The following is a 21,565-nucleotide window of genomic DNA, read 5'->3' as shown; positions in this document are numbered from 1 at the left end:
GCGGCCCGCGCGCGCCCCCGCCCCGCACCCGGGGCGGGGGCCGCCGCGCTCCCGCGCCGGCCGGCGTTGCGGCCCGCCGCCCGACGGTTGCGCGGCCCGGTGAGCGGGTACACACGCGCACATGCTGACGTCGCTCCCCTGGCGCGCGGTCCGCTCCGCGGCGCGCGGACTCCTCTCCGGCGCAGCGTGGCTGTGCCCGCTCGTCCTGCCGCTGGAGGCGGCCATCGCCGCCGGCTCCGCCGGCCCGCGCGCGGCCGGCGCCCGCGTCGACCTCGACCCCGCCCGCGTCGAGGAGCGCTGGGCCGAGCTGATGCGCCGGGAGCTGCCCACCTGGTAGCCGCCCCGCGGCGGTCCCCGGGACACCCCGGCGCGCGCCCGCGCGGCGCGGGCCTATGATGCGGGTCGGCGGGCCGGGCGGTCCGCCGACCCGCCCCGTCCGCACGCGCACCGCCAGGAGGCCGCCGTGGTGTCCGATCCCGAGCTGAAGTACCTGCACCGCTGCGTGGAGCTGGCCACCGAGGCGCTGGAGGACGGCGACGAGCCGTTCGGCTCCGTCCTGGTCGGTCCCGAGGGCACGGTGCTCGCCGAGGACCGCAACCGGGTGGCCGGCGGCGACCACACCCGCCACCCCGAGTTCGAGTTGGCCCGCTGGTCGGCCGCGCACCTGTCCCCGGCCGAGCGCGCCGCCGCCACCGTCTACACCTCCGGCGAGCACTGCCCGATGTGCGCCGCCGCCCACGCCTGGGTGGGCCTGGGCCGCATCGTTTACGTCAGCTCCTCGGCGCAGCTCACCGAGTGGCTGGCCGAGTGGGGGGTGCCCGCACCGCCCGTGCGCCCGCTGCCCGTCAACGAGGTCGCGCCCGGCGTGGTGGTCGAAGGACCCGTACCCGGCCTGGCCGCGCAGGTCCGCGAACTCCAGCGCCGGTTCCACGGCCGCGCCTGACCCCCGCTTCCGCGCGCCAACGCGCTCGGGGTGCCGGCGCCCGCGGGTCAGCCCCCGGCGCGCAGGCCGTCGCGGACCACGGCCACCATGCGCCGCCCCGCCTCGGCGCCCTCCTGGCCGCCCCGGCCCGACAGGCAGCCCACCAGCAGCGCCTGCACCTCGGGGAGGCCGACGTCGCCGCGCACCGCGCCCGCCGCCTGCGCGCGGGACAGCAGCCGGCCCAGGGCGCCCATCACGTCGCGGCCCTCGCCGGCCAGGGTGCTCTTGTCGAACCCGCTGCCCACCAGGGCGTCGGTCAGCCCCCGGTCCAGGGCGCCCTCCTCGACCAGGAACGCGAAGTAGTCGAAGAACGCGGCGCCGGGGTCGTCGGCCGCGGCGAGTTCGTCGGCGCGCGCCACGTAGCGCTCCAGCCGGTCGGCCAGCACCGCCGCGAACAGCGCCTCCTTGGTCGGGAAGTGCCGGCTGACCGTGCCGGTGCCCACCCCCGCCCGCCGCGCGATCTCGTGCACGGGCACCGACAGCCCCTCGGCGGCGAAGACCGCGTTGGCGACCTCCAGGACCCGGGCCCGGTTACGCCGGGCGTCGGCCCGCAGCGGCCGCTCGGCGCCCGGCCGGACCGCTCCCGGTCGGCTCTGGTCGTCCACGCCCGATCCCGCCCTTCTCCACCCACGGCCAAACCGGACACCCGACGCATACGGCTCACAGGAGCCGCTTCGGGCACCGGTCCCCCGATCGTATCCCGGACGGACCGCCGTGATGATCTTGGGCGGAGGGCCGAGGGCGGGGACCCGGCGTCAGAAGGCGCGGCCCTCGTCGTAGGGGCCGATCACCGCCAGCGCCTCGGGGCGGCCCAGCACCTCGGCGGCGACCTCGGCGACGTCGTCGGCGGTGACCGCGTCGAACAGCGCGAGGTCGTCGTCCAGCGAGAAGTGCCGCGGGTAGCCCAGCTCGTGCACGGTCAGCCGGCCCATGCGGGAGTTGCTGCCCTCGGTACCCAGCACCCACGAGCCCTTGATCTGGCCCTTGGCGCGCTCCAACTCCTCGTGAGTGATGCCCGAGGCCGCGGCCTTGGCCAGCTCCTCGCGGCACACCGACAGCACCTCCTCGATCTTGTCGGGCAGGCAGCCCGCGTAGACCTGGAAGACGCCGGTGTCGGCGTAGGAGTTGTGGAACGCCTGCACGGAGTAGGCCAGGCCGCGCTTCTCGCGGACCTCCTGGAACAGCCGGGACGACATCCCGCCGCCCAGCGCCGAACCCAGGACCCGCAGCGCGTACCAGCGCGGGTCGGTGCGCGGCAGCCCCTCGCGCCCCAGGATCAGGTGCGCCTGCTCGGTGTCGCGGGACACCAGGCGCGACCCGGCGTGCACCGCCACCGGCCCGCCGCCGATGCGCGGGCGCGCCGGCCGGGCGTCGCCCGCCGCCGCCGACTGCTCGGCGAAGACCGCCCGGACCTGCTCCACCACGGTGTCGTGGTCGAGGTTGCCGGCCGCCGCCACCACCAGTTCGCCCGGCACGTAGGCGGCGCGGTACTGCTCGAAGATGCGGTCGCGGCTGAGCTTGGCGATGGTCTCGTTGGTGCCCAGGATCGGCCGGCCCAGCGCGGAGTCGCCGTAGACGTGGGCGGCGAACACGTCGTCGATGAGGTCGCCGGGCTCGTCCTCGTTCATGGCGATCTCCTCGAGGATCACGCCGCGCTCGGTCTCGACCTCACCGGGGTCCAGGACGGAGTTGGCCACCATGTCGCCGACCACGTCGATCGCCAGCGGGAGGTCGCGGTCCAGCACCTTGGCGTAGTAGCAGGTGTGCTCCTTGGTGGTGTAGGCGTTGTGGTCGGCGCCCACACTGTCCAGCAGCGCGGAGATCTCCATGGCGTCGCGCCGCCGGGTGCCCTTGAACAGCAGGTGCTCCAGGAAGTGCGCGGCGCCGGCGTGCTCGCCGTCCTCGTCGCGGGAACCGGTGGTGGCCGAGATCCCGAACGCCGCCGAGCGCACCCCCGGCATGGCCTCGGTGACGACGCGCAGTCCCCCCGGCAGGACCGTGCGCCGCACCAGCCCGGAACCGTCACCGGGTTCCAGCAGGGTGATGGTGCTGCCGGGCTCCTGCTCGGCGGCGATGGGCACAGAAGTCATACGGGCCTTCCTCGGTTGCGCGCCACGGTGTCGCGCCGCCGCCCCAGCGGCCCGGCGGGCGGCGCGGGGAAACGACGCGGGGCGGCCGCACCCTTCCGGGTGCGACCGCCCCACCGATCATAGGCGCGGATCAGGTGTTCTCGCTGCGGCTGCGGGTGCGCCGCCGGCGGCGCTGCTCGCCGCCCTCGGCCGGGGCGTCCTCGGCGGGCTCGGCCGCCGGGGCGGAGTCGGCCGCCGCGGGCTCGGCGCCGTTGGACGCCGCGGCCTCGGCCTCGACGACCTCGACCGGCACCAGCGACAGCTTGCCGCGGTCGTCGATCTCGCGGATCTCGACCTGGATCTTCTCGCCGATGCTGATGACGTCGTCGAGGTTCTCGATCCGCTTGCCGCCGTGCAGCTTGCGGATCTGCGAGATGTGCAGCAGGCCGTCCTTGCCCGGCAGCAGGGAGACGAACGCGCCGAAGGCGGTGGTCTTGACGACCGTGCCCAGGTAGCGGTCGCCGACCTCCGGCATGGTCGGGTTGGCGATGCTGTTGATGGTGTCGCGCGCGGCCTCGGCGGAGGGTCCGTCGGTGGCACCGATGTAGATGGTGCCGTCGTCCTCGATCGTGATGTCGGCGCCGGTTTCGTCCTGGATCGAGTTGATCATCTTGCCCTTGGGGCCGATGACCTCGCCGATCTTGTCGACCGGGACCTTCACGGTGAGGATGCGCGGCGCGTGCGGGCTCATCTCGGCCGGGCGCTCGATGGCCTCCTGCATGACGTCCAGGATGGCCAGGCGGGCGCCGCGCGCCTGCTGGAGCGCCTGGGCCAACTGCGAGGCGGGGATGCCGTCGAGCTTGGTGTCGAGCTGGAGCGCGGTGATCAGCTCACGGGTGCCGGCCACCTTGAAGTCCATGTCGCCGAAGGCGTCCTCGGCGCCGAGGATGTCGGTGAGGGTGACGTACTCGTCGCCCTCGCTGACCATGCCCATGGCGATGCCCGAGACCATGTCCTTCAGCGGCACGCCGGCCTGCATCAGCGACATGGTGGAGGCGCAGACCGAGCCCATGGAGGTGGACCCGTTGGAGCCGATCGCCTCGGAGACCTGGCGGATGGCGTAGGGGAACTCCTCGCGCGAGGGCAGCACCGGCAGCAGCGCCCGCTCGGCGAGCGCGCCGTGGCCGATCTCGCGGCGCTTGGGCGAGCCCACGCGGCCGGTCTCGCCGGTGGAGTACGGCGGGAAGTTGTAGTTGTGCATGTAGCGCTTGGTCCGCTCGGGGTTGAGCGTGTCGACCATCTGCTCCATGCGCAGCATGTTCAGCGTGGTGACGCCCAGGATCTGGGTCTCGCCGCGCTCGAACAGGGCCGAGCCGTGCACCCGCGGCAGCACGCCGACCTCGGCGCTGAGCTGGCGGATGTCCTTGGGGCCGCGGCCGTCGATGCGGACCTTGTCGCGCAGGACGCGCTCGCGCATGAGCTTCTTGCTCAGCGCGCGGAAGGCCGCGCTGATCTCCTTCTCGCGGCCCTCGAAGTCCTCGCCGATCTTCTCGGCGGCCAGGGTCTTGACCCGGTCCAGCTCCGACTCGCGCTCCTGCTTGTCGGCGATGGTCAGCGCCTGGGCCAACTGGTCGCGCACGGCGGACTCGACGGCGGCGAAGGCGTCGTCCTCGTAGTCGAGGAAGATCGGGAACTCGGCGACCTCCTTGGCCGCCTGCTCGGCCAGGGCGCTCTGCGCCCGGCACAGCACCTTGATGAACGGCTTGGCCGCCTCAAGGCCCTCGGCCACCGACTGCTCGTTGGGGCCGACCGCGCCCTCGGCCACCAGCTTGAGGGTGTTCACGGTGGACTCGGCCTCGACCATCATGATCGCGACGTCGCCGTCCTCGAGCACCCGGCCGGCCACGACCATGTCGAACGTGGCGCTCTGCAACTCGGTGTGGGTGGGGAACGCGACCCACTGGCCCTCGATCAGCGCGACGCGCACGCCGCCGATCGGGCCGGAGAAGGGCAGCCCCGCGAGCTGGGTGGACATCGAGGCGGCGTTGATCGCCACGACGTCGTAGAGGTGCTCGGGGTGCAGCGCCATGATCGTCTCGACGATCTGGATCTCGTTGCGCAGGCCGCCCTTGAACGACGGGCGCAGCGGGCGGTCGATCAGCCGGCAGGTGAGGATGGCGTCCTCGGAGGGGCGGCCCTCGCGGCGGAAGAACGAGCCGGGGATGCGCCCCGCGGCGTACATGCGCTCCTCGACGTCCACGGTGAGCGGGAAGAAGTCGAGGTTCTCCTTGGGCCGCTTGGAGGCCGTGGTCGCCGAGAGGACCATGGTCTCGCCGTCGAGGTAGGCGACGGCCGAGCCGGCGGCCTGCTTGGCGAGGCGGCCGGTCTCGAAGCGGATGGTACGGGTGCCGAAGGTGCCGTTGTCGATCACGGCTTCGGCGGAATACGCGCCCTCCATGGGCGTCCTCCTACTAACACGGGAACAGGTGTGTCGGTGTGCCCCGCGTCCGTGCCCCGGAGGGTTCGTCGAGTCGCGGCGGCCGGCGGTGCCCGACGGGCGGGCGCCGCGGGCCGCTTACGGCCGGCCATCGATCGAAGCCCGCGGCGCGCCCGGAAGGGGGCGGGCCGGAGGCCACTACCGAGGACCGGCCTCGACGCGGCAGCCGAGGTGGGAGCGCGGGAGCGCTTGGTTGTCAGTCGCGGTATTCGGTTGTGGGGCGGCCGCCGCCGGAGGCAGGCCAAGGGCACGGCCGACACTGCGGACGATACCCGCCGGCCATGACAGCGGCGGTCACCACCACACTACTAAGAAAGGGAGTGGCCGTGGCCACTCCCCCGGGTCGGCGTGCCTAGCGGCGCAGGCCCAGGCGACGGATGAGGTCGCGGTAGCGCTCGACGTCCTGGTTCTGGACGTACTTGAGCAGGCGGCGCCGGCGGCCGACCATCAGCAGCAGCCCGCGGCGGCTGTGGTGGTCGTGCTTGTGGGTCTTGAGGTGCTCGGTCAGCTCGGTGATGCGGTGCGTGAGCAGCGCGACCTGGACCTCGGGGGAGCCGGTGTCACCCTCCTGGGTGGCGTACTCGGCGATGATCTTCTGCTTGGTGGCGGTGTCGATCGACACAACGCTCCTTCTCGGTATCGGTACGCAGACATCAACACGCCCGCACTCTGGGGGCGGTGTGCGCCCCGCGGGTGGGGTCCGGTGACCACGCGTACGAACAGTCACCGTTTGGCGGACCGGGGGAAACCCCCGCGTGGACTCAGCGGGTACCGCGCCCCGGTCGCCTTCGCCCGGCGGGTCTCCGGCGGGCAGCACTGCGCGGCTCGTCAACAGGCTCCGGCCAGTCTACAGGAGTTTTCCCCGGCCCGTCGCGCCCTGGGCCGCACCGCCCCCCGCGGGCACCGACTCAGGCCGGGTCCTCGGCCGCCAGCTCGCGCGCCCGGTCCACGTCGCGGCCCATCGCCGCGATCAGCTCCTCGACGCTGTCGAACTTGAGCTGGCCCCGGATGCGGTGGGTGAACTCCATGGCCATGGCCCGGCCGTAGAGGTCGAGGTCGTCGCGGTCCAGGGCGTAGCCCTCGACCGTGCGGACCGCGCCCTCGAAGGTGGGGTTGGTGCCCACCGAGATCGCGGCCGGCCACGCGGTCTCGGCCGCCCCCGGCGGGGGGTCCGTCAGCAGCATCCGCCCGGCGTACACGCCGTCGCCGGGCACGGCGGTGCCCGGCGGGCACTCCAGGTTGGCGGTGGGGAACCCCAGCAGCTCGCGCCCGCGCGCGGCGCCGTGGACCACCACGCCCTCGACGCGGTGCGGACGGCCCAGGGCGGCCCGCGCCGCGTCGGCGTCGCCGGCGTCCAGCAGGGCGCGCACGCGGTCCGAGGTCACCGGCTCGGCGCCGCCGACCGCCTCCGCCACCTCCACGGCGAACCCGTGGCGGGCGCCCAGCTCGCGCAGGTCGCCGGGGCTCAGCACGCCGCCGCCGCCCAGGTCGAGGCCGCCGGGGCCCACCGCGACCGCCGCCGCGCCCAGGCGCCCGGTGAGCACCCGCAGCGCGAACGCCTCGGGCTCCGGCGCGGCCGGCTCGGGGATGACCGGCAGCACGCACACCGCCGCCGCGCCGTGGGCGGCCAGCAGCGCGGCGCGCCGGTCGAGCGGGGTGAGCACGGCCGGGGCCGGCCCGCCCCGCGCGGCATCAGGGTGCGGATCGAGGACCACGGCCACCACGGGCAGGTCCAGGGCGCGCGCCCGGTGCGCGGCGGCGGCCAGCACGGCCTGGTGGCCCCGGTGCACGCCGTCGAACACGCCGATCGCCACGACCGACCCGCCCCAGTCGCGGGGCACCTCATCCAGCCCGTGCCACGGCCGCACGTCCAACAGCTCCCCTCCGAGCGCGGTGGGTGGTAGGCGGCCCGGCGCGGCACCTGGCCGCGGGGCCACAGCAACCGTATCGCCCGGCGCCCGGACGCGGCGCGCGGTCGCGGGGTGGCCTCGGGCACGGGGGCGCGGTCGCCCGGGCTGACAGGGCTGGCAGCCGCCCGCGCGGGCGGCCCGCACCCGGTCCGCCCTCCGGGCCAGGCGGCTTCAGCCGGCCGCGAACACCACGATCGGCTTGCTGTAGCCGGGCCGGTCCTCGGCGAGGGCGACGACCGTGCCGTCGGGGGCGAACAGCCCCACCGGGCCGGGGCCCAGCTCGCCGGGCGGGATGCGGTTGCCGTGGGCCACCCGCCGCGCCTCCTCGGCACTGAGCACCCGCACCGGGAAGGCCGCCGCCACCGCCTGGGCCAGGGGCACGGCGGTGAACTCCTCGGCCAACTGCTCCAGGGTGCGCGCCTGCTCCAGCCCGTAGGGGCCCACGCGGGTGCGGCGCAGCGCGGTGAGGTGGCCGCCCACCCCCAGCGCGGCGCCCAGGTCGCGGGCCAGCGCCCGGATGTAGGTGCCGCTGGAGCAGGTGACGGTGGCGTCGACGTCGACGAACACGCCGTCGTCGTCGGCCGTGCGGCGCACGTCGGTGACGGCGAACTCCGAGACGGTCACCGGCCGCGCCTTCAGCGCGACCTCCTCGCCGGCGCGCGCCGACTTGTAGGCCCGCCGCCCGTCGACCTTGATCGCGCTGACCTGCGGCGGGACCTGCTGGATGGTGCCGGTGAGCGCGGCCGCGCCGGCGCGCACCGCCTCCTCGGCCACCCCGGCGGCGTCGGTGCGCACGCCCGGCACGCCCTCGGCGTCGTCGGTGTTGGTGGTCAGGCCCAGCCGGATCGTGGCCGTGTAGACCTTCTCGGTGAGAGTGAGGTGGCCCAGCAGCTTGGTGCCCTTGTTGACGCCCAGCACGAGCACGCCGGTGGCCATGGGGTCGAGCGTGCCGGCGTGGCCCACCTTGCGGGTGCCGGCCAGCCGCCGGGTGCGGGCGACGACGTCGTGGGAGGTCCAGTCGGCGGGCTTGTCGACGATGACGACACCGCTATCGGTCATGCGGGCTCGGGTTTCCTCGTGTGGTGGGGGCGCGGGCCGCGCCGGGCTCGGGTCCCGGCGCGGCGGGAGACGGGACGCGGAGGCTACTCCTCGTCGGTGTCGTCGTCGTCCTCGGCGCGCTCGCGCGGGGTCTTGTAGGGGTCGGGCTCGCCGGCGGGCGTGGCGCCCGAGGCCGCCCGCGCCACCTCGGCGTCGGACTGGCGCGCCTGGGCCAGCAGCGACTCGATGTGCTGGGCGTTCTGCTGCACCTCGTCGCTCTGGAAGGTCAGGCTGGGGGTGTGCCGCAGCCCGGTCTGGCGGCCGACCTCGGAGCGGATGATGCCCTTGGCGCTCTCCAGCGCGGCGGCGGTGCCGGCCTTCTCCTCGTCGGAGCCGAAGACCGTGTAGAACACCGTGGCCTCGCGCAGGTCGTTGGTGAGCCGCGCGTCGGTCACGGTGACGAACCCCAGGCGCGGGTCCTTGACCCGGCGCTCCAGCATCTCGGCCACGATCCGCTGGATGCGGTCGGCGAGTTTGCGCGCACGTGCGGCGTCAACCATCTCAGTCTTCCTCTGCGCTGAAGAGCCGCTGCCTCGCGGAGAGCAGCTCGATCTCGGGGCGTCCCGCGACCAGCCGCTCGCACGCGTCCATGACCTGGGTGCAGTGCGCGGCCGTGGAGGCCACCACCGCCACCCCGATCTCGGAGCGGCGGTAGAGGTCCTGGTCGCCGGTCTCGGCCACCGAGGCGCCGAACTTTCGCTGGAGTTCGGCCACGATGGGCCGCACGACCGAGCGCTTCTGCTTGAGGGAGCGGACGTCGCCGAGCAGGAGGTCCAGTGTGAGGGCTCCAACGAACATGCGCCCACCCCGTGTGCCGCTCGCCGCGGATCGCGGTTCAGATGTCATCGTCGGGCCGCATGACGGAGCGGCCGGGCCGGTGGTGCCGGTGGAAGGCGGTGGCGCCCCCGCCCGTGCGGGCCGGGGCGCCACCGGTGTTCTAGCGCGGGTCAGTCACGCGGCTTCTCGCGCATCTCGTAGGTCTCGATCGTGTCGCCGATCCGGACGTCGTTGTAGCCGATGCCGATACCGCACTCGAAGCCCTCGCGGACCTCGGTGGCGTCGTCCTTGAACCTCCGCAGGGACTCCACCGTGAGGTTCTCGCTGATGACGATCCCCTCGCGGATGAGCCGCGCCTTGGAGTTGCGGCGGATGGTACCGCCGCGGACGATCGAGCCGGCGACGTTGCCGATCCGCGGGACCTTGAAGACCTCGCGGATCTCGGCCGACCCGAGCTGGACCTCCTCGAAGATGGGCTTGAGGAGCCCCTTCACGGCGGCCTCGACCTCGTCGATCGCCTGGTAGATGACCGAGTAGTAGCGGATGTCGACACCCATGCGGTCGGCGAGTTCGCTGTTCTTGCCCTCGGGGCGGACGTTGAACCCGATGATGATCGCACCGGCCGAGGAGGCCAGGTTGATGTCGTTCTGCGTGATGGCGCCGACGCCGCGCCCGATGACGCGGATGTCGACCTCCTCGCCTCCGGCGTCGATCTTGAGCAGCGACTCCTCAAGGGCCTCGACCGAACCGGACATGTCGCCCTTGATGAGCAGCAGCAGCTCGTTGCGCTCGCCTTCGGCCAGCGCGTCCTTCCAGGTCTCGATCGTGACCCGGCGGGTGGAGCGGCTCTGCTGGGCGAAGCGCTCGCGCGCCTCGCGCTGCTGGGCGATCTGGCGGGCCACCCGGTCGTCCTTGACGACCAGGAAGCTGTCGCCGGCGCTGGGGACGTTGGTGAGACCCAGCACCTGGACCGGCCGCGACGGCTCGGCGCTCTGGACGTTCTGGCCGTGCTCGTCGAGCATGGCGCGGACGCGTCCGTAGGCGTCGCCGCAGACGATGGAGTCGCCCACGTTGAGCGTGCCCCGCTGCACCAGGACCGTGGCCATGGAACCGCGGCCGCGGTCGAGGTAGGCCTCGATCGCGAGCCCCTGGGCGTCCATGTCGGGGTTGGCCCGCAGGTCCAGCGCGGCGTCGGAGGTCAGCACGATGGCCTCGAGGAGCTGCTCGATGCCGTCGCCCCGCAGCGCGGAGATGTCCACGAACTGGACGTCGCCGCCGTACTCCTCGGTGACCACGCCGTACTCGGTGAGCTGGGCGCGCACCCGCTGGGGGTCGGCGCCTTCGACGTCGATCTTGTTGACCGCCACCACGATCGGCACGTTGGCCGCCTTGGCGTGGTCGATGGCCTCGGCCGTCTGCGGCTTCACGCCGTCGTCGGCCGCGACCACCAGGACCGCGATGTCGGTGGCCTGGGCACCGCGCGCACGCATGGCGGTGAACGCCTCGTGACCCGGGGTGTCGATGAAGGTGATCTTGCGCTCTTCACCGTCGACCTCGGTGGCCACCTGGTAGGCACCGATGTGCTGCGTGATGCCGCCGGCCTCGCCGCCGGCCACGTTGGACTTGCGGATGGTGTCCAGCAGGCGGGTCTTACCGTGGTCGACGTGGCCCATGACGGTGACCACCGGCGGGCGGGGACGCAGGTCCTCGTCGGTGCCGGTGTCCTCGCCGAACTCGATGGAGAAGGACTCCAGGAGTTCGCGGTCCTCGTCCTCGGGGCTGACGATCTCGACGGCGTACTTCAACTCCTCGCCGAGGAGCTGGAGGGTTTCGTCGGGCAGCGACTGGGTGGCGGTCACCATCTCGCCCAGGTGCAGCATGACCTGCACCAGGGACGCGGGGTTGACGTCGATCTTGTCGCCGAAGTCCGACAGCGAGGCGCCGCGCGACAGCCGGATGGTCTGGCCGTTGCCGCTGGGCACCTTGACGCCGCCGAAGGACGGCGCCTGCATGTCGTTGAACTCTTGGCGCCGCTGCTTCTTGGACTTGCGCTGACGGCCCGGACGCCCGCCGGGACGGCCGAACGCGCCGGCCGTTCCGCCGCCGCGACCGCGACCGCCGCCGCCCGGACGGCCGGCGAACCCGCCGCCGCCACCGGGACGGCCACCGCCGCCGCCGCTGCCGGGACGCGGACCGGCACCCGCCGGGGCGCCGCCGCGACCGCCCGCCGGACGACCGCCGCCGGCACCGCGGCCACCGCCGCCGGGACCGCCGCGACCGCCGCCGCCACCCGGAGCCGGGCGCGAGGAGGGCATGTTCATGGGGCTGGGACGGGGACCGCCGGGACGCGGGCCCATGCCGGCCGGGCTGGGGCGCGGACCGCCCGCACCGGGGCCGCCGCCGGGACGCGGGGCCTGCGGACGCGGGCCGCCGGGACGCGGCGGACCGCTGCGCTCGCCGCCGCCCGGACGCGGACCGCCGGGGCCGCCGCCCTGGCCGGCGCCGCCCTGGCCGCCCTGCGGGCCGCCGGGCCGGGGGCCGGGACGCGGCGCGGGCTTGGCGCCCATGCCGGTGGCCGTGGACGCGAACGGGTTGTTGCCCGGGCGCGGACCCGCGGGGCGCGGGCCGGGACGCGGGGCGGAGCGGCCGCCCTCGGCCGCGGGGCGCTCAGGCCGCTCGGCGCGCTCGGGACGCCCGCCCGGCCTGGCACCGGGCTTGCTGTCGGGCTTGTCGGGCTTGCCGGCCGGGCGCGGGCCGGGCCGGGGGCCCGGACGCGGCGCGCCCGCCTTGGCCGGCGGGGAGCCGGCGCCCGGACGGGCGCCTGCCTGGCCGGACTGACCGGACTGGCCGGCCGGGCTCGGCTGGCCGCCGCCCTGGCCGGAATCGCTTCGGGGGCCGGGCTTGGGACCCGGCTTGGGGGCCGAGGGCCGCGCGGCGGAGCCGTTCGCGGTCTCAGCGGGGCCCGCAGGAGCCTGCGGGCGGGGGCGCGGCTTGCGCTCGCCGCCGCCGCGGGAGTCGCCGGAACCGTTGTTGAAGGCTTCCTTGAGCCGACGCACGACTGGAGCCTCGATGGTCGAGGACGCCGACCGAACGAATTCACCCATCTCGTTGAGCTTGGCCAGCACGGCCTTGCTCTCTACTCCGAACTCCTTGGCGAGTTCGTATACCCGGACCTTCGCCACTGCTCTCCTCTACTCGGTCCGGGACATGGGCTTGTTCCGGACCGTCGCTAACTTGACGTACTCATCGCTGCGTACTCATCGAGCGCTCATCGCAATCTCGACCCGCTTCCTCGTCGTTACACAACAATGGGTTGGCCACTTCGGCATGCCGACATGGCAAGACCCGCCGACCCTACGGTGTACAACCGCCGGGGTGGCGTGATCATTCCAACCCTATCTGGAACCCGGTGCCGCGCCAACGCGATTACGCGTCGGCGAAGTAGGCGTCGACACCGGAGGTGTCGAGTCCTTCAGCGGTCCGGAAGGCCCGCGGGAGGACGCGCCGCCGCTTCGCCGCCTCCCAGCAGCGGGAGTCGGCGTGCAGGTAGGCGCCGCGGCCGGGGGCGCGCCTGGCGGGATCCGGCGTGACAACGCCGGAGAGGTTCGCCAACCGCACCAGATCGGACTGAGCCGCCCGCGACCGGCACCCCACGCACGTACGGACGGGCCGGGCGCGGTCGCGAGCCTCCAGTCTAGCGCGTTGGGGCATCGGGCTGCCCGGAGGGCCGGTCGGGGCCGCCCTCGGGGGCGGAGCCGGCCGGGGCCTCCTCCTGCTCGGCGGGCTCGGCGTCGGAGCGGATGTCGATCCGCCAGCCGGTGAGCCGGGCCGCGAGGCGGGCGTTCTGCCCCTCCTTGCCGATGGCCAGGGACTGCTGGTAGTCGGGCACGGTGACGCGGGCGACCTTGCCGGCGCGGTCCAGCACCTCGACGCGGGTGACCCGGGCCGGCGACAGCGCGTTGCCGACGAACACGGCGGGGTCCTCGGAGTAGTCGACGATGTCGATCTTCTCGCCGTTCAACTCCGCCATGACGTTGCGCACGCGGCTGCCCAGCGGGCCGATGCAGGCGCCTTTGGCGTTGACGCCCGACTTGTTGGACTTCACCGCCATCTTGGTGCGGTGCCCGGCCTCGCGGGCGATGGCCGCGATCTCGACGGTGCCGTCGGCGATCTCGGGGACCTCCAGCTCGAACAGCTTGCGCACCAGGTTGGGGTGGGTGCGCGACAGCGTCACCGAGGGGCCGCGGTGGCCCTTGCGGACCTGCACCACATAGGCGCGCAGCCGCTCGCCGTGGGTGTAGGGCTCGCCGGGGACCTGCTCCTGGGGCGGCAGGATGGCCTCGATCTTGCCGAGGTCGACCAGCACGTTGCGGGGGTCCTTGCCCTGCTGGATGAGGCCCGAGACGATCTCGGACTCGCGCCCGGCGAACTCGCCCAGGGTCAGCTCGTCCTCAGCGTCGCGCAGCCGCTGGAGGATCACCTGCTTGGCGGTCGAGGTGGCGATCCGGCCGAACCCCGAGGGCGTGGCGTCGTACTCGCGCACGACGGTGCCGTCGTCGTCGGTCTCGGCGGCCCAGACGGTGACGTGGCCGGTGGCGCGGTCGAGTTCGACCCGCGCGGCGGACTCGGTGCCCTCCTGGCGGTGGTAGGCGATCAGCAGGGCGTCCTCGATCGCCTTGACGACGAGGTCCACCGAGATGTCCTTCTCGCGCTCCAGACTGCGCAGGACACTCATATCGATATCCACGGGGCTCCCCCTCTAGTCCGCCGCGTCGTCGCCGGTTTCGCGGCGGAATTCCACCTGGACCTTTGCGCGCCGCAGGTCAGAATAGCCGTAGCGGTGATCCCGGCCGTCGACCTCCAGGGTGACGCCGTCGTCGTCGGCGTCCCTGACCCGGCCCTGGACCTCGGCGCCCTCGGCGGTGACGGCGCGGACCAGCCGGCCGCGCGAGCGCCGCCAGTGGCGGGGCAGGGTCAGCGGGCGGTCGACCCCCGGCGAGGTGACCTCCAAGACGTAGGGGGCCTTGCCCATGGCCTCGGAGGAGTCCAGGGCGGTCGAGATCTCCTGGCTGACCTCGCCGACGGCGTCGAGGTCGACGCCGTTGTCGGAGTCCACCACGACCCGCAGCAGCCGGCGCTTGCCGGCCGGGGTGACCTCGATCGACTCCAACTCCAGCCCGGCCTCGGTCAGGAGGGGCGTCAGCAGCGCGGCGAGACGTTCGTGGCGGGCCTGCGCGCCCATCAGTGGTCCTCCTCGGCGAATTCCGCCCCTCGGACACGGGAATCCGGGGCGGTCCTGCTTGAACGGTTCGAGTTCCGCGCGTCAGGCGACGCCGGTGTGCAGTCAAGGGTATCCACAGTCGCCGGTGATCAGCGCCGCGCGTCGCGCCCGCCCCCTCGGGGGCGGCGCCGGGGGGCCGGTGCGGGCGGCCCGGTGGCCCGCGCCGCGACGCGCGGGTGTACACACCCCCCGCACACGCGCGAAACGGGCGCCGATCATGGAAGGATGGGGGCGATCCGCGCCGCGGTGTCCGGCATGTCGCCCGGCCCGGCGCGGTCCGGCGCTGCCGAGGGCCGCCCGCCCGGCCCGGTGCGCGCCCTTGCACGGCGCACGGTGTCGCCCCTCAGGGGCCTTGGACTGAGGAGGAGAGGGTGGGCAGCAGCGGCGCGGTCACCCGCCGCACGGTCGTCGTCGGAGCGCTGGCCGGTGTGGCCGCGACCGCCCTGGCCGGGTGCCAGGGGCCGCGGTGGTACCCCAGCGACATCAGCCCCGACGAGTACGTGCTGCGCTCCGTGATCACCGAGAAGGAGCGCATGATCGCCCGCTACGAGGCCACCGTGGCGGCCGGCGACGGCCCCATGGACCTGCTGGAGCGGCTGCTCGACGACCACCGCGCCCACGTCGAGGCGCTGCGCGTGCGGCTGCCCGAGGAGCCCGGCCGCACGCCCGAGGACTCCGCGCCCTCGCCCGGCCCCAGCCCCGAACCCGTGCCCGAGACCCCCCTGGGGGTGGGCGAGCTGCGGGTGGCCGAGCAGAGCGCGGCGGAGTCGCGGGGCCGCCAGGTGGAGCGGCTGACCGACTCCGGGCTGGCGCAACTGCTCGCCGCCGTCGGCGCCTGCGAGGCCGGCCACACCCGACTCCTCGCGGAGGCACGATGACCGCCGGCCCCCAGGACGCCGAGGAGTTCGACACCGCCCAGGCGCTGCAACGCGCGCTGCGGGCCGAGCACGCCGCCGTCTACGCCTACGCCTACATCGGCGCGCGCTCCCGCGACGAGGACCGGCGGCTGCTGTGCTACGAGTACCTGGACGCCCATCGGGGCCGGCGCGACACCCTCAAGGAGGAGCTGCGCGAGCGCGACGCCGTGCCGGCGGCGGGCGAGAGCTCCTACGCGCTGCCCGACTCCGACAGCGGCGAGGCGCTGGCCGACTACGCCGTCGACGTTGAGGACCAGACCGCCGAGGCGTACCTGGAGCTGGCCGCCGCGCCCGACTCCGCGCTGCGCGAGCTGGCGCTGCGCTCGCTCCAGGAGGCCACCCTGCGGGCCATGGAGTGGGGCGCGGACCTGCCGGTGTTCCCCGGGTTCCCCGGGGGGTCACCGCCCGCGCCCGACGGCGGCTGAGGCCGCGGGCGGGCGCGGGGCGACCGCGCGGGGGCCGGCCGCCGCGGGCTCCGCCGCCGCACCCGGCCCCCGCCGGGCTCAGCCGCCGGCGACGGCCGCGGCCACCCGCTCCACGGCGGCCTCCAGCGGGATCTCGGCGCGCTCGCCGGTGGCGCGGTCGCGCAGCTCCACGACCCCCTGGTCCAGGCCCTTGCCGACGATGAGCGCGGTGGGCACGCCCAGCAGCTCGGCGTCGGTGAACTTCACGCCCGGCGAGACGCCCTTGCGGTCGTCCACCAGCACGCGCACCCCGCGCGCCTCCAGCTCGCCGGCGATGCGCAGGGCGACCTCGTTCTGCTCGCCCTTGCCGGTGCCCACGACGTGGACGTCGGCGGGCGCGATCTCGCGCGGCCAGACGATGCCCTTGTCGTCGTGGGACTGCTCGACGATGGCGGCCACGACGCGGGAGACGCCGATGCCGTAGGAGCCCATGGTGACGCGCCGGGGCTTGCCGTCGGGGCCGAGCGCGTCCAGCTCGAAGGCGTTGGCGAACTTGCGGCCGAGCTGGAAGATGTGGCCGATCTCGATGCCGCGCGCGGTGTAGAGGGTGCCCCGGCCGTCGGGCGAGGGGTCGCCCTCGCGGACCTCGGCGGCCTCGATGGTGCCGTCGGGCACGAAGTCGCGCCCGCACACCAGGTTCATCACGTGGTGGTCGGCCTTGTCGGCGCCGGTGATCCAGGCGGTGCCCTCGACCACGCGGGGGTCCACGTAGTAGCGCAGCTTGTTGTGCAGCAGCGCGTTGGGGCCGACGTAGCCCTTGACGAGGAAGGGGTTGGCGGCGAAGTCGGCCTCGTCCAGCAGGGCGACCTCGGAGGGGTGCAGCACCGCCTCCAGCCGCTTCATGTCGACCTCGCGGTCGCCGGGCAGGCCGATGCCCATGACCTCCCAGTCGGCGGCGCCGGGGGCGCGGGTCTTGACCAGGACGTTCTTGAGGGTGTCGGCGGCGGTGAAGGTGCGGCCCAGGCCGGCGGCGTTGAAGAAGTCGACCAGGGTCTCGATGGTGGGGGTGTCGGGGGTGTGGTGCACCTGCGCCTGGGGCTGCCCCTCGATCGGCAGGGCGGGGGGCGCGGGGGTGCGCACGGCCTCGACGTTGGCGGCGTAGTCGGACTCCGTGCTGCGTACGAAGGTGTCCTCGCCGGTGGGGGTCTCGGCCAGGAACTCCTCGGAGGCCGAGCCGCCCATGGCGCCCGACATGGCCGAGACGATGACGTACCTGAGGCCGAGGCGGTCGAAGGCGCGGATGTAGGCGGAGCGGTGCAGGTCGTAGGAGCGCTGGAGGCCGTCGTCGTCGATGTCGAAGGAGTAGGAGTCCTTCATGTGGAACTCGCGGCCGCGCAGCACCCCGGCCCGGGGGCGGGCCTCGTCGCGGAACTTCTCCTGGATCTGGTACAGGATGACCGGGAAGTCCTTGTAGGAGGAGTACTCGCCCTTCACCAGCAGGGTGAACAGCTCCTCGTGGGTGGGGCCGAGCAGGTAGTCGGCGCCCTTGCGGTCCTTGAGCCGGAAGATGGTGTCGCCGTACTCGGTCCAGCGCCCCGACGCGTCGTAGTACTCGCGGGGCAGCAGCGCGGGCAGCAGGACCTCCTGCCCGCCGATGCGGTTCATCTCCTCGCGGATCACCCCGGCGACGTTGTCCAGCACGATCTTGCCGAGCGGCATCCAGGTGTACACGCCGGGGGCGGCGCGGCGCACGTACCCGCCGCGCACCATCAGCTTGTGGCTCGGCACCTCGGCGTCCGCCGGGTCCTCGCGCAGGGTGCGCAGGAACAGGGTCGACATCCGCAGCACGGCCGCTCCTTAACGACAGTCAGGTCTGCTCCGCGCGGCGCACACGATCGTCCGCGGGAGGATACGCCCGCCCCAGGGGGCGGCGCGCGGGAGGAGTTCCAGGCTAGCGCCCGCCGCGCCCGGCCGGGTACGTCGCGGGAGGCGGCGGGCGGGAGCGGGGCGCGGGTCGTGGGAGCGGCGGCGCGCCGCCGCCGCGCGCTGGACTCCGGGGGCGCCCGCGCAGCAGGATGGCGGGGACCCGGCCGCCCGGCGCGCCGGGCCGGACCCGCGACGGAGACGAAACGGCAGGGGGACGCCCACCATGCGGATGCGAACCATCGGCGACCACACGGTCAGCGCCATCGGGCTGGGCGCCATGCCGCTGTCGGTGGCCGGACGCCCCGACCGCGGCCGCGCCCTCGCCACCGTGCACGCCGCCCTGGACGCCGGGGTGACGCTCATCGACACCGCCGACGCCTACCACCCCGGCGGCGGGGCCGGCCACAACGAGGAGCTGGTCGCCGAGGCCCTGGCCGCCTACGGCGGCGACACCTCCGGGGTGCTGGTGGCCACCAAGGGCGGCCACGTGCGGCCCGAGGACGGGTCCTGGACCCTCGACGGGCGCCCGGAGCACCTGAAGCGGGCGTGTGAGGACTCCCTGCGCCGGCTGGGGACCGACGCGATCGGCCTCTACCAGTTCCACCGGCCCGACCCCGAGGTCCCCTTCGCGGACTCGGTGGGGGCGCTGCGCGACCTGCTGGACGAGGGCAAGATCCGGATGGCGGGGATCTCCAACGCCGACCCCGCCCAGATCCGCACCGCCAACGAGGTGCTGGGCGGGCGGCTGGCCTCGGTGCAGAACGAGTTCTCGCTGCGGTTCCGCTCCAGCGAGCCGGAGCTGGAGCTGTGCGCCGAACTGGGGATCGCGTTCCTGCCGTGGTCGCCGCTGGGCGGCGCGCGCGAGGCGGCCGGGCTGGCGGGCTCGCGGAACGCGTTCGCGCGCATCGCCGCCGAGCGCGGGGTGAGCCCGCAGCGGCTGTGCCTGGCGTGGATGCTGGCCAAGGCGCCGGTGGTGGTGCCGATCCCGGGGGCCACGCGGCCCGAGACCATCGCCGACAGCGCCCGGGCCGCCGACCTGGAGTTGAGCGCCGAGGAGCTGGCCGAGCTGGACCGCGCCTGACCCGGGTGCCCGCCCCGGCGCGGCCGGCGCCGCCGGGGCGGGCACCCGGGCCGGGGCGCGCGGGTCCGCCCGGTGCCCGGGTGGCCCTACCGTGGAGACCGCAGACGGAACCGGCGGCGGCGAGGCGGGGCACATGGCGGTGTGGGGCGGGAGACCGGCGGTGCCCGAGGTGGAGCTGCTGCGCGACGCCGACCGGCCCGACTCCTGGCTGCTGCTGGTCGACGGCACCCCCCAGTCGCACGTGGACCTGTCCGACCCCGCCTACCTCGACTTCGAGTACGTGCGCCGTATCGGCCACGTCATCGACCTGCTGGCGCCGCCGCGCGCGCCGATCCGCGCCCTGCACCTGGGCGCGGGCGCGCTGACCCTGGCCCGCTACGTCGCCGCCACCCGGCCCGGCTCGCGCCAGCGCGCGGTCGACAACAACGAGCGGCTGGTGGCGCTGGTGCGCGAGTCGCTGCCCTGGGACCGCCGCGCCGACCTGCGGGTGGGGGTGGGCGACGCCCGCGCGTGGCTGGCCGAGCGGCGCGCGGGCAGCGCCGACCTGGTGGTGTGCGACGTGTTCGCCGGCGCGCGCACCCCGGCGGCGCTGACCTCCACCGAGTTCTTCGCCGACGTGGCGCGGGTGCTGGCGCCGGGCGGGGTGTGCGCGGCCAACGTCGGCGACGGCCGGCGGCTGGCGCACGTGCGCGCCCAAGCGGTGACGCTGGCGGAGGTGTTCGCCCACGTGGTGCTGATCGCCGCGCCGGGCGTGCTGCGGGGGCGGCGGTTCGGCAACTTCGTGCTGCTGGGCTCGGACCGCCCGCTGCCGGTGGCGGAGCTGACCACCCGCGCCCACCGCGACCCCGACATGGCGCGGGTGCTGGCCGGTGAGGTGCTGGAGCGGTTCACCGCCGGCGCCGCGCCGGTGCGCGACGCCACGGCGAAGGACTCCCCCGCCCCGCCCGACGACGCGTTCGCGCGCTGAGCGCGGCCCGCGCCGGGGCCGGCCCGGCGGGGCCGGAGGGGTCGGCGGGACCGGTCAGTCGGGCAGCTCGTGGTCGAGCAGGAACGAGAACTCCGGGCTCTGCCGGATGCCCACGCCGCCGCCGGGGTCGGCCTGGGTGCTCATGCCGGTGACCCGTCCGCCGCGCCACCAGATCATCTGGTCGGTCACCGGGTCGCCGTCCTCGCGCAGGCTCTGGAAGGTGTTGTAGATGAACGGCAGCAGCGAGGCCGACCGCTTGCTGCGCAGCACCGCGAAGATCATGGTGTTGGGCGAGGGCAGCATCACCACGGCGCCGTAGGGCATCGGCTCGCGCACGACGTCGACCAGCCGCATGACGTGGGCCGAGCCCGGCCAGCTCTGGCCGATCAGCACCTGCACGGGGGTGTCGGCGTTGGGCGCGCTGGTGGGGAACGACTTGAGGTCGTAGTGCTCGTAGGCGAGGTTGTGCAGGGCGGCGAACCACACGTCCTGCTTGGTCAGCCCCCACTGCTGGGTGTGGCGGACGTCCAGCACCGCCGCCTCGTAGTTGGCGGGGTTGGTGCGGTAGCACAGCAGCGCGGTCAACTGGGGGTTGATGGAGTACGCCAGCTTGTCCGTGCCCAGGGCCGAGGGGTCGCCGGTGAGGATCACCCGCAGGTTGGGCTGCACCGCCGGGAAGGGCTGGCTCAGCAGCCAGCGGTGCACGTCGGTGGGCGGCGGCCCGGACGGGGGCTGGGGCGGTCCGTAGGGCGGGTGACTCATGGGCGGATCCGGTGGCTTCCGACGGGGGTGGCGGGCCGGCCGCGCGGCGGCCGGCGTCGGTCGTGGGGACTCGACGGACTTCTGACGCAGTATCCCACCGCCCGGTTCACCCCGTCCGCACCGGCCGGTGCGGCCTGGGTCTCACGCCGCCGGCTGCCCGGGCGTCCCCCAGCGCGCGCGGGCGCGGGTGACGTAGGCGGTGTTGGCGGCGGCCGCGGCGGCGAAGACGCCGGCGGCCAGGGGGTGGCCGGTGGCCAGCAGGCCCAGCGCGGCCGCGCCGAACACCAGCGCCTTGACCACGAGCACGCCGCCGGTGGGCAGCGGCACCCGGGCGCGGGGCGCGGCGAACAGGCTCCACACGCCCACGGCGGCGCCCAGGGCGGCCGCGCCGGTGAGCCAGTTCAGCGGGGCGGCGACGGGCGCCGACCATCCCCAGTAGCCGATGGCGCCCCAGGCGACGAGTTCGAGGACGAACGCCAGCCCCTCGTTGGCCACCAGCAGGGCGCGTGCCCACCCCGGCGGGCCGGCCGGGACCGCCGGGCTGTCGGACTCCATGGCGTCTCCCCTGCTCGGTGGTGGCGGGGAGGGCGGCGCGTGGCCGCGGTCCCGTTCGGCTCGGATCCTAGCCGCGCGGTGCCGGGCGCACCACACCGGCCCGCACCGCACCCACCCGCGCGGCCCCCACCTGGGCGGTCGGGTGGGGGGTCGGCTAGGCTCGCACCCATGCAGCACCAGACGCGACGCTTCGTCACTCCCCCGCCCCGCGCCTAGGTCCTGTTTTTTGAAAGGTCTGCGGGGCGGGCTGGTCTTCGGTAATCCTTGGGATTCATGGTCCGACGCCATGAACTCACCGACGCCGAGTGGGACCTGCTCGCCCCGCTCATGCCCGCCCAC

At 74.6% G+C, this 21,565-nt stretch carries 21 protein-coding genes; 6 read left to right on the top strand and 15 right to left on the bottom strand.

From position 1 onward, the window contains the following. Positions 1 to 121 precede the first annotated feature (121 nt). Both LG943_RS26395 and LG943_RS26390 read left to right on the top strand, forming a co-directional pair. The gene (locus LG943_RS26395) at positions 122 to 337 is read left to right on the top strand and encodes a hypothetical protein (protein ID WP_270075086.1); all 216 of its coding nucleotides are present in this window, start codon (positions 122 to 124) and stop codon (positions 335 to 337) included. Positions 338 to 463: 126 nt separating this feature from the next. Beyond that, on the top strand, positions 464 to 943 hold the full coding sequence (locus LG943_RS26390; RefSeq protein WP_270075085.1) for a nucleoside deaminase: 480 nt from the start codon (positions 464 to 466) through the stop codon (positions 941 to 943). Positions 944 to 990: 47 nt separating this feature from the next. Here LG943_RS26390 and LG943_RS26385 read toward each other — a convergent pair whose 3' ends face one another. From LG943_RS26385 to rimP, 12 genes are all read right to left on the bottom strand, one after another. Continuing rightward, on the bottom strand, positions 991 to 1,587 hold the full coding sequence (locus LG943_RS26385; RefSeq protein WP_270075084.1) for a TetR/AcrR family transcriptional regulator: 597 nt from the start codon (positions 1,585 to 1,587) through the stop codon (positions 991 to 993). A 150-nt stretch (positions 1,588 to 1,737) separates the two neighbouring features. Then, a complete protein-coding gene (locus LG943_RS26380) occupies positions 1,738 to 3,072 on the bottom strand; it encodes a M16 family metallopeptidase (RefSeq protein ID WP_270075083.1) in 1,335 nt (444 codons plus the stop codon). Between the two features lie 130 nt (positions 3,073 to 3,202). Continuing rightward, entirely contained in the window at positions 3,203 to 5,509 is a 2,307-nt protein-coding gene (locus LG943_RS26375) for a polyribonucleotide nucleotidyltransferase (RefSeq protein ID WP_270075082.1), read from the bottom strand. A gap of 391 nt (positions 5,510 to 5,900) precedes the next feature. Then, complete coding sequence (gene rpsO, locus LG943_RS26370) at positions 5,901 to 6,170, bottom strand: 30S ribosomal protein S15 (protein WP_270075081.1); 270 nt, start codon at positions 6,168 to 6,170, stop codon at positions 5,901 to 5,903. Positions 6,171 to 6,456: 286 nt separating this feature from the next. Then, positions 6,457 to 7,416 (bottom strand): bifunctional riboflavin kinase/FAD synthetase, encoded by a 960-nt coding sequence (locus LG943_RS26365; RefSeq protein ID WP_270075089.1) that lies wholly within the window; start codon positions 7,414 to 7,416, stop codon positions 6,457 to 6,459. A 213-nt stretch (positions 7,417 to 7,629) separates the two neighbouring features. Then, the gene (truB, locus tag LG943_RS26360) at positions 7,630 to 8,517 is read right to left on the bottom strand and encodes a tRNA pseudouridine(55) synthase TruB (RefSeq protein ID WP_270075080.1); all 888 of its coding nucleotides are present in this window, start codon (positions 8,515 to 8,517) and stop codon (positions 7,630 to 7,632) included. A gap of 83 nt (positions 8,518 to 8,600) precedes the next feature. Then, positions 8,601 to 9,056, bottom strand: a complete 456-nt coding sequence (rbfA, locus tag LG943_RS26355; RefSeq protein ID WP_270075079.1) for a 30S ribosome-binding factor RbfA — start codon at positions 9,054 to 9,056, stop codon at positions 8,601 to 8,603. Position 9,057: 1 nt separating this feature from the next. Beyond that, the gene (locus tag LG943_RS26350) at positions 9,058 to 9,354 is read right to left on the bottom strand and encodes a DUF503 domain-containing protein (RefSeq protein ID WP_270075078.1); all 297 of its coding nucleotides are present in this window, start codon (positions 9,352 to 9,354) and stop codon (positions 9,058 to 9,060) included. Between the two features lie 149 nt (positions 9,355 to 9,503). Then, positions 9,504 to 12,515 carry a translation initiation factor IF-2 gene (infB, locus tag LG943_RS26345; protein WP_270075077.1) on the bottom strand — a complete coding sequence of 1,004 codons (3,012 nt, stop codon included), beginning with the start codon at positions 12,513 to 12,515 and terminating at the stop codon, positions 9,504 to 9,506. 244 nt (positions 12,516 to 12,759) lie between these two features. After that, on the bottom strand, positions 12,760 to 13,044 hold the full coding sequence (locus LG943_RS26340) for a YlxR family protein (RefSeq protein WP_270075076.1): 285 nt from the start codon (positions 13,042 to 13,044) through the stop codon (positions 12,760 to 12,762). Next, positions 13,028 to 14,068: a transcription termination factor NusA gene (gene nusA, locus LG943_RS26335; protein WP_270075075.1), complete on the bottom strand. Its 1,041-nt coding sequence runs from the start codon at positions 14,066 to 14,068 to the stop codon at positions 13,028 to 13,030. The genes LG943_RS26340 and nusA overlap by 17 nt, the downstream gene beginning before the upstream one ends. 24 nt (positions 14,069 to 14,092) lie before the next feature. Then, positions 14,093 to 14,575 (bottom strand): ribosome maturation factor RimP, encoded by a 483-nt coding sequence (gene rimP / locus LG943_RS26330; RefSeq protein WP_270075074.1) that lies wholly within the window; start codon positions 14,573 to 14,575, stop codon positions 14,093 to 14,095. Positions 14,576 to 14,985: 410 nt separating this feature from the next. Between rimP and LG943_RS26325 the strand changes: the two genes are divergently transcribed. Then, positions 14,986 to 15,492: a hypothetical protein gene (locus LG943_RS26325; RefSeq protein WP_270075073.1), complete on the top strand. Its 507-nt coding sequence runs from the start codon at positions 14,986 to 14,988 to the stop codon at positions 15,490 to 15,492. Beyond that, positions 15,489 to 15,956 (top strand): ferritin-like domain-containing protein, encoded by a 468-nt coding sequence (locus tag LG943_RS26320; protein WP_270075072.1) that lies wholly within the window; start codon positions 15,489 to 15,491, stop codon positions 15,954 to 15,956. The genes LG943_RS26325 and LG943_RS26320 overlap by 4 nt, the downstream gene beginning before the upstream one ends. A 78-nt stretch (positions 15,957 to 16,034) precedes the next feature. On the opposite strand, the gene LG943_RS26315 is transcribed toward LG943_RS26320, so the two are convergent. Next, positions 16,035 to 17,774 (bottom strand): proline--tRNA ligase, encoded by a 1,740-nt coding sequence (locus LG943_RS26315; protein ID WP_270075088.1) that lies wholly within the window; start codon positions 17,772 to 17,774, stop codon positions 16,035 to 16,037. A gap of 310 nt (positions 17,775 to 18,084) precedes the next feature. Here LG943_RS26315 and LG943_RS26310 point away from each other — a divergent pair, with 310 nt between their 5' ends. After that, complete coding sequence (locus LG943_RS26310) at positions 18,085 to 18,942, top strand: aldo/keto reductase (RefSeq protein ID WP_270075071.1); 858 nt, start codon at positions 18,085 to 18,087, stop codon at positions 18,940 to 18,942. Between the two features lie 133 nt (positions 18,943 to 19,075). After that, positions 19,076 to 19,909: a spermidine synthase gene (locus LG943_RS26305; protein ID WP_270075087.1), complete on the top strand. Its 834-nt coding sequence runs from the start codon at positions 19,076 to 19,078 to the stop codon at positions 19,907 to 19,909. 54 nt (positions 19,910 to 19,963) lie between these two features. Here the strand turns inward: LG943_RS26305 and LG943_RS26300 are convergent, their stop codons facing one another. Together LG943_RS26300 and LG943_RS26295 are read right to left on the bottom strand one after the other, a co-directional pair. Beyond that, complete coding sequence (locus LG943_RS26300) at positions 19,964 to 20,671, bottom strand: hypothetical protein (protein WP_270075070.1); 708 nt, start codon at positions 20,669 to 20,671, stop codon at positions 19,964 to 19,966. A gap of 141 nt (positions 20,672 to 20,812) precedes the next feature. After that, positions 20,813 to 21,226: a YrdB family protein gene (locus LG943_RS26295; RefSeq protein ID WP_270075069.1), complete on the bottom strand. Its 414-nt coding sequence runs from the start codon at positions 21,224 to 21,226 to the stop codon at positions 20,813 to 20,815. Positions 21,227 to 21,565: the final 339 nt, after the last annotated feature.

The organism is Streptomonospora mangrovi, assembly GCF_027604915.1.
In the GTDB taxonomy this organism is placed as follows: domain Bacteria; phylum Actinomycetota; class Actinomycetes; order Streptosporangiales; family Streptosporangiaceae; genus Streptomonospora; species Streptomonospora mangrovi.
The sequence above is the reverse complement of the archived record's forward strand: the minus strand, read 5'-3'. Positions and strand labels throughout refer to the sequence as shown.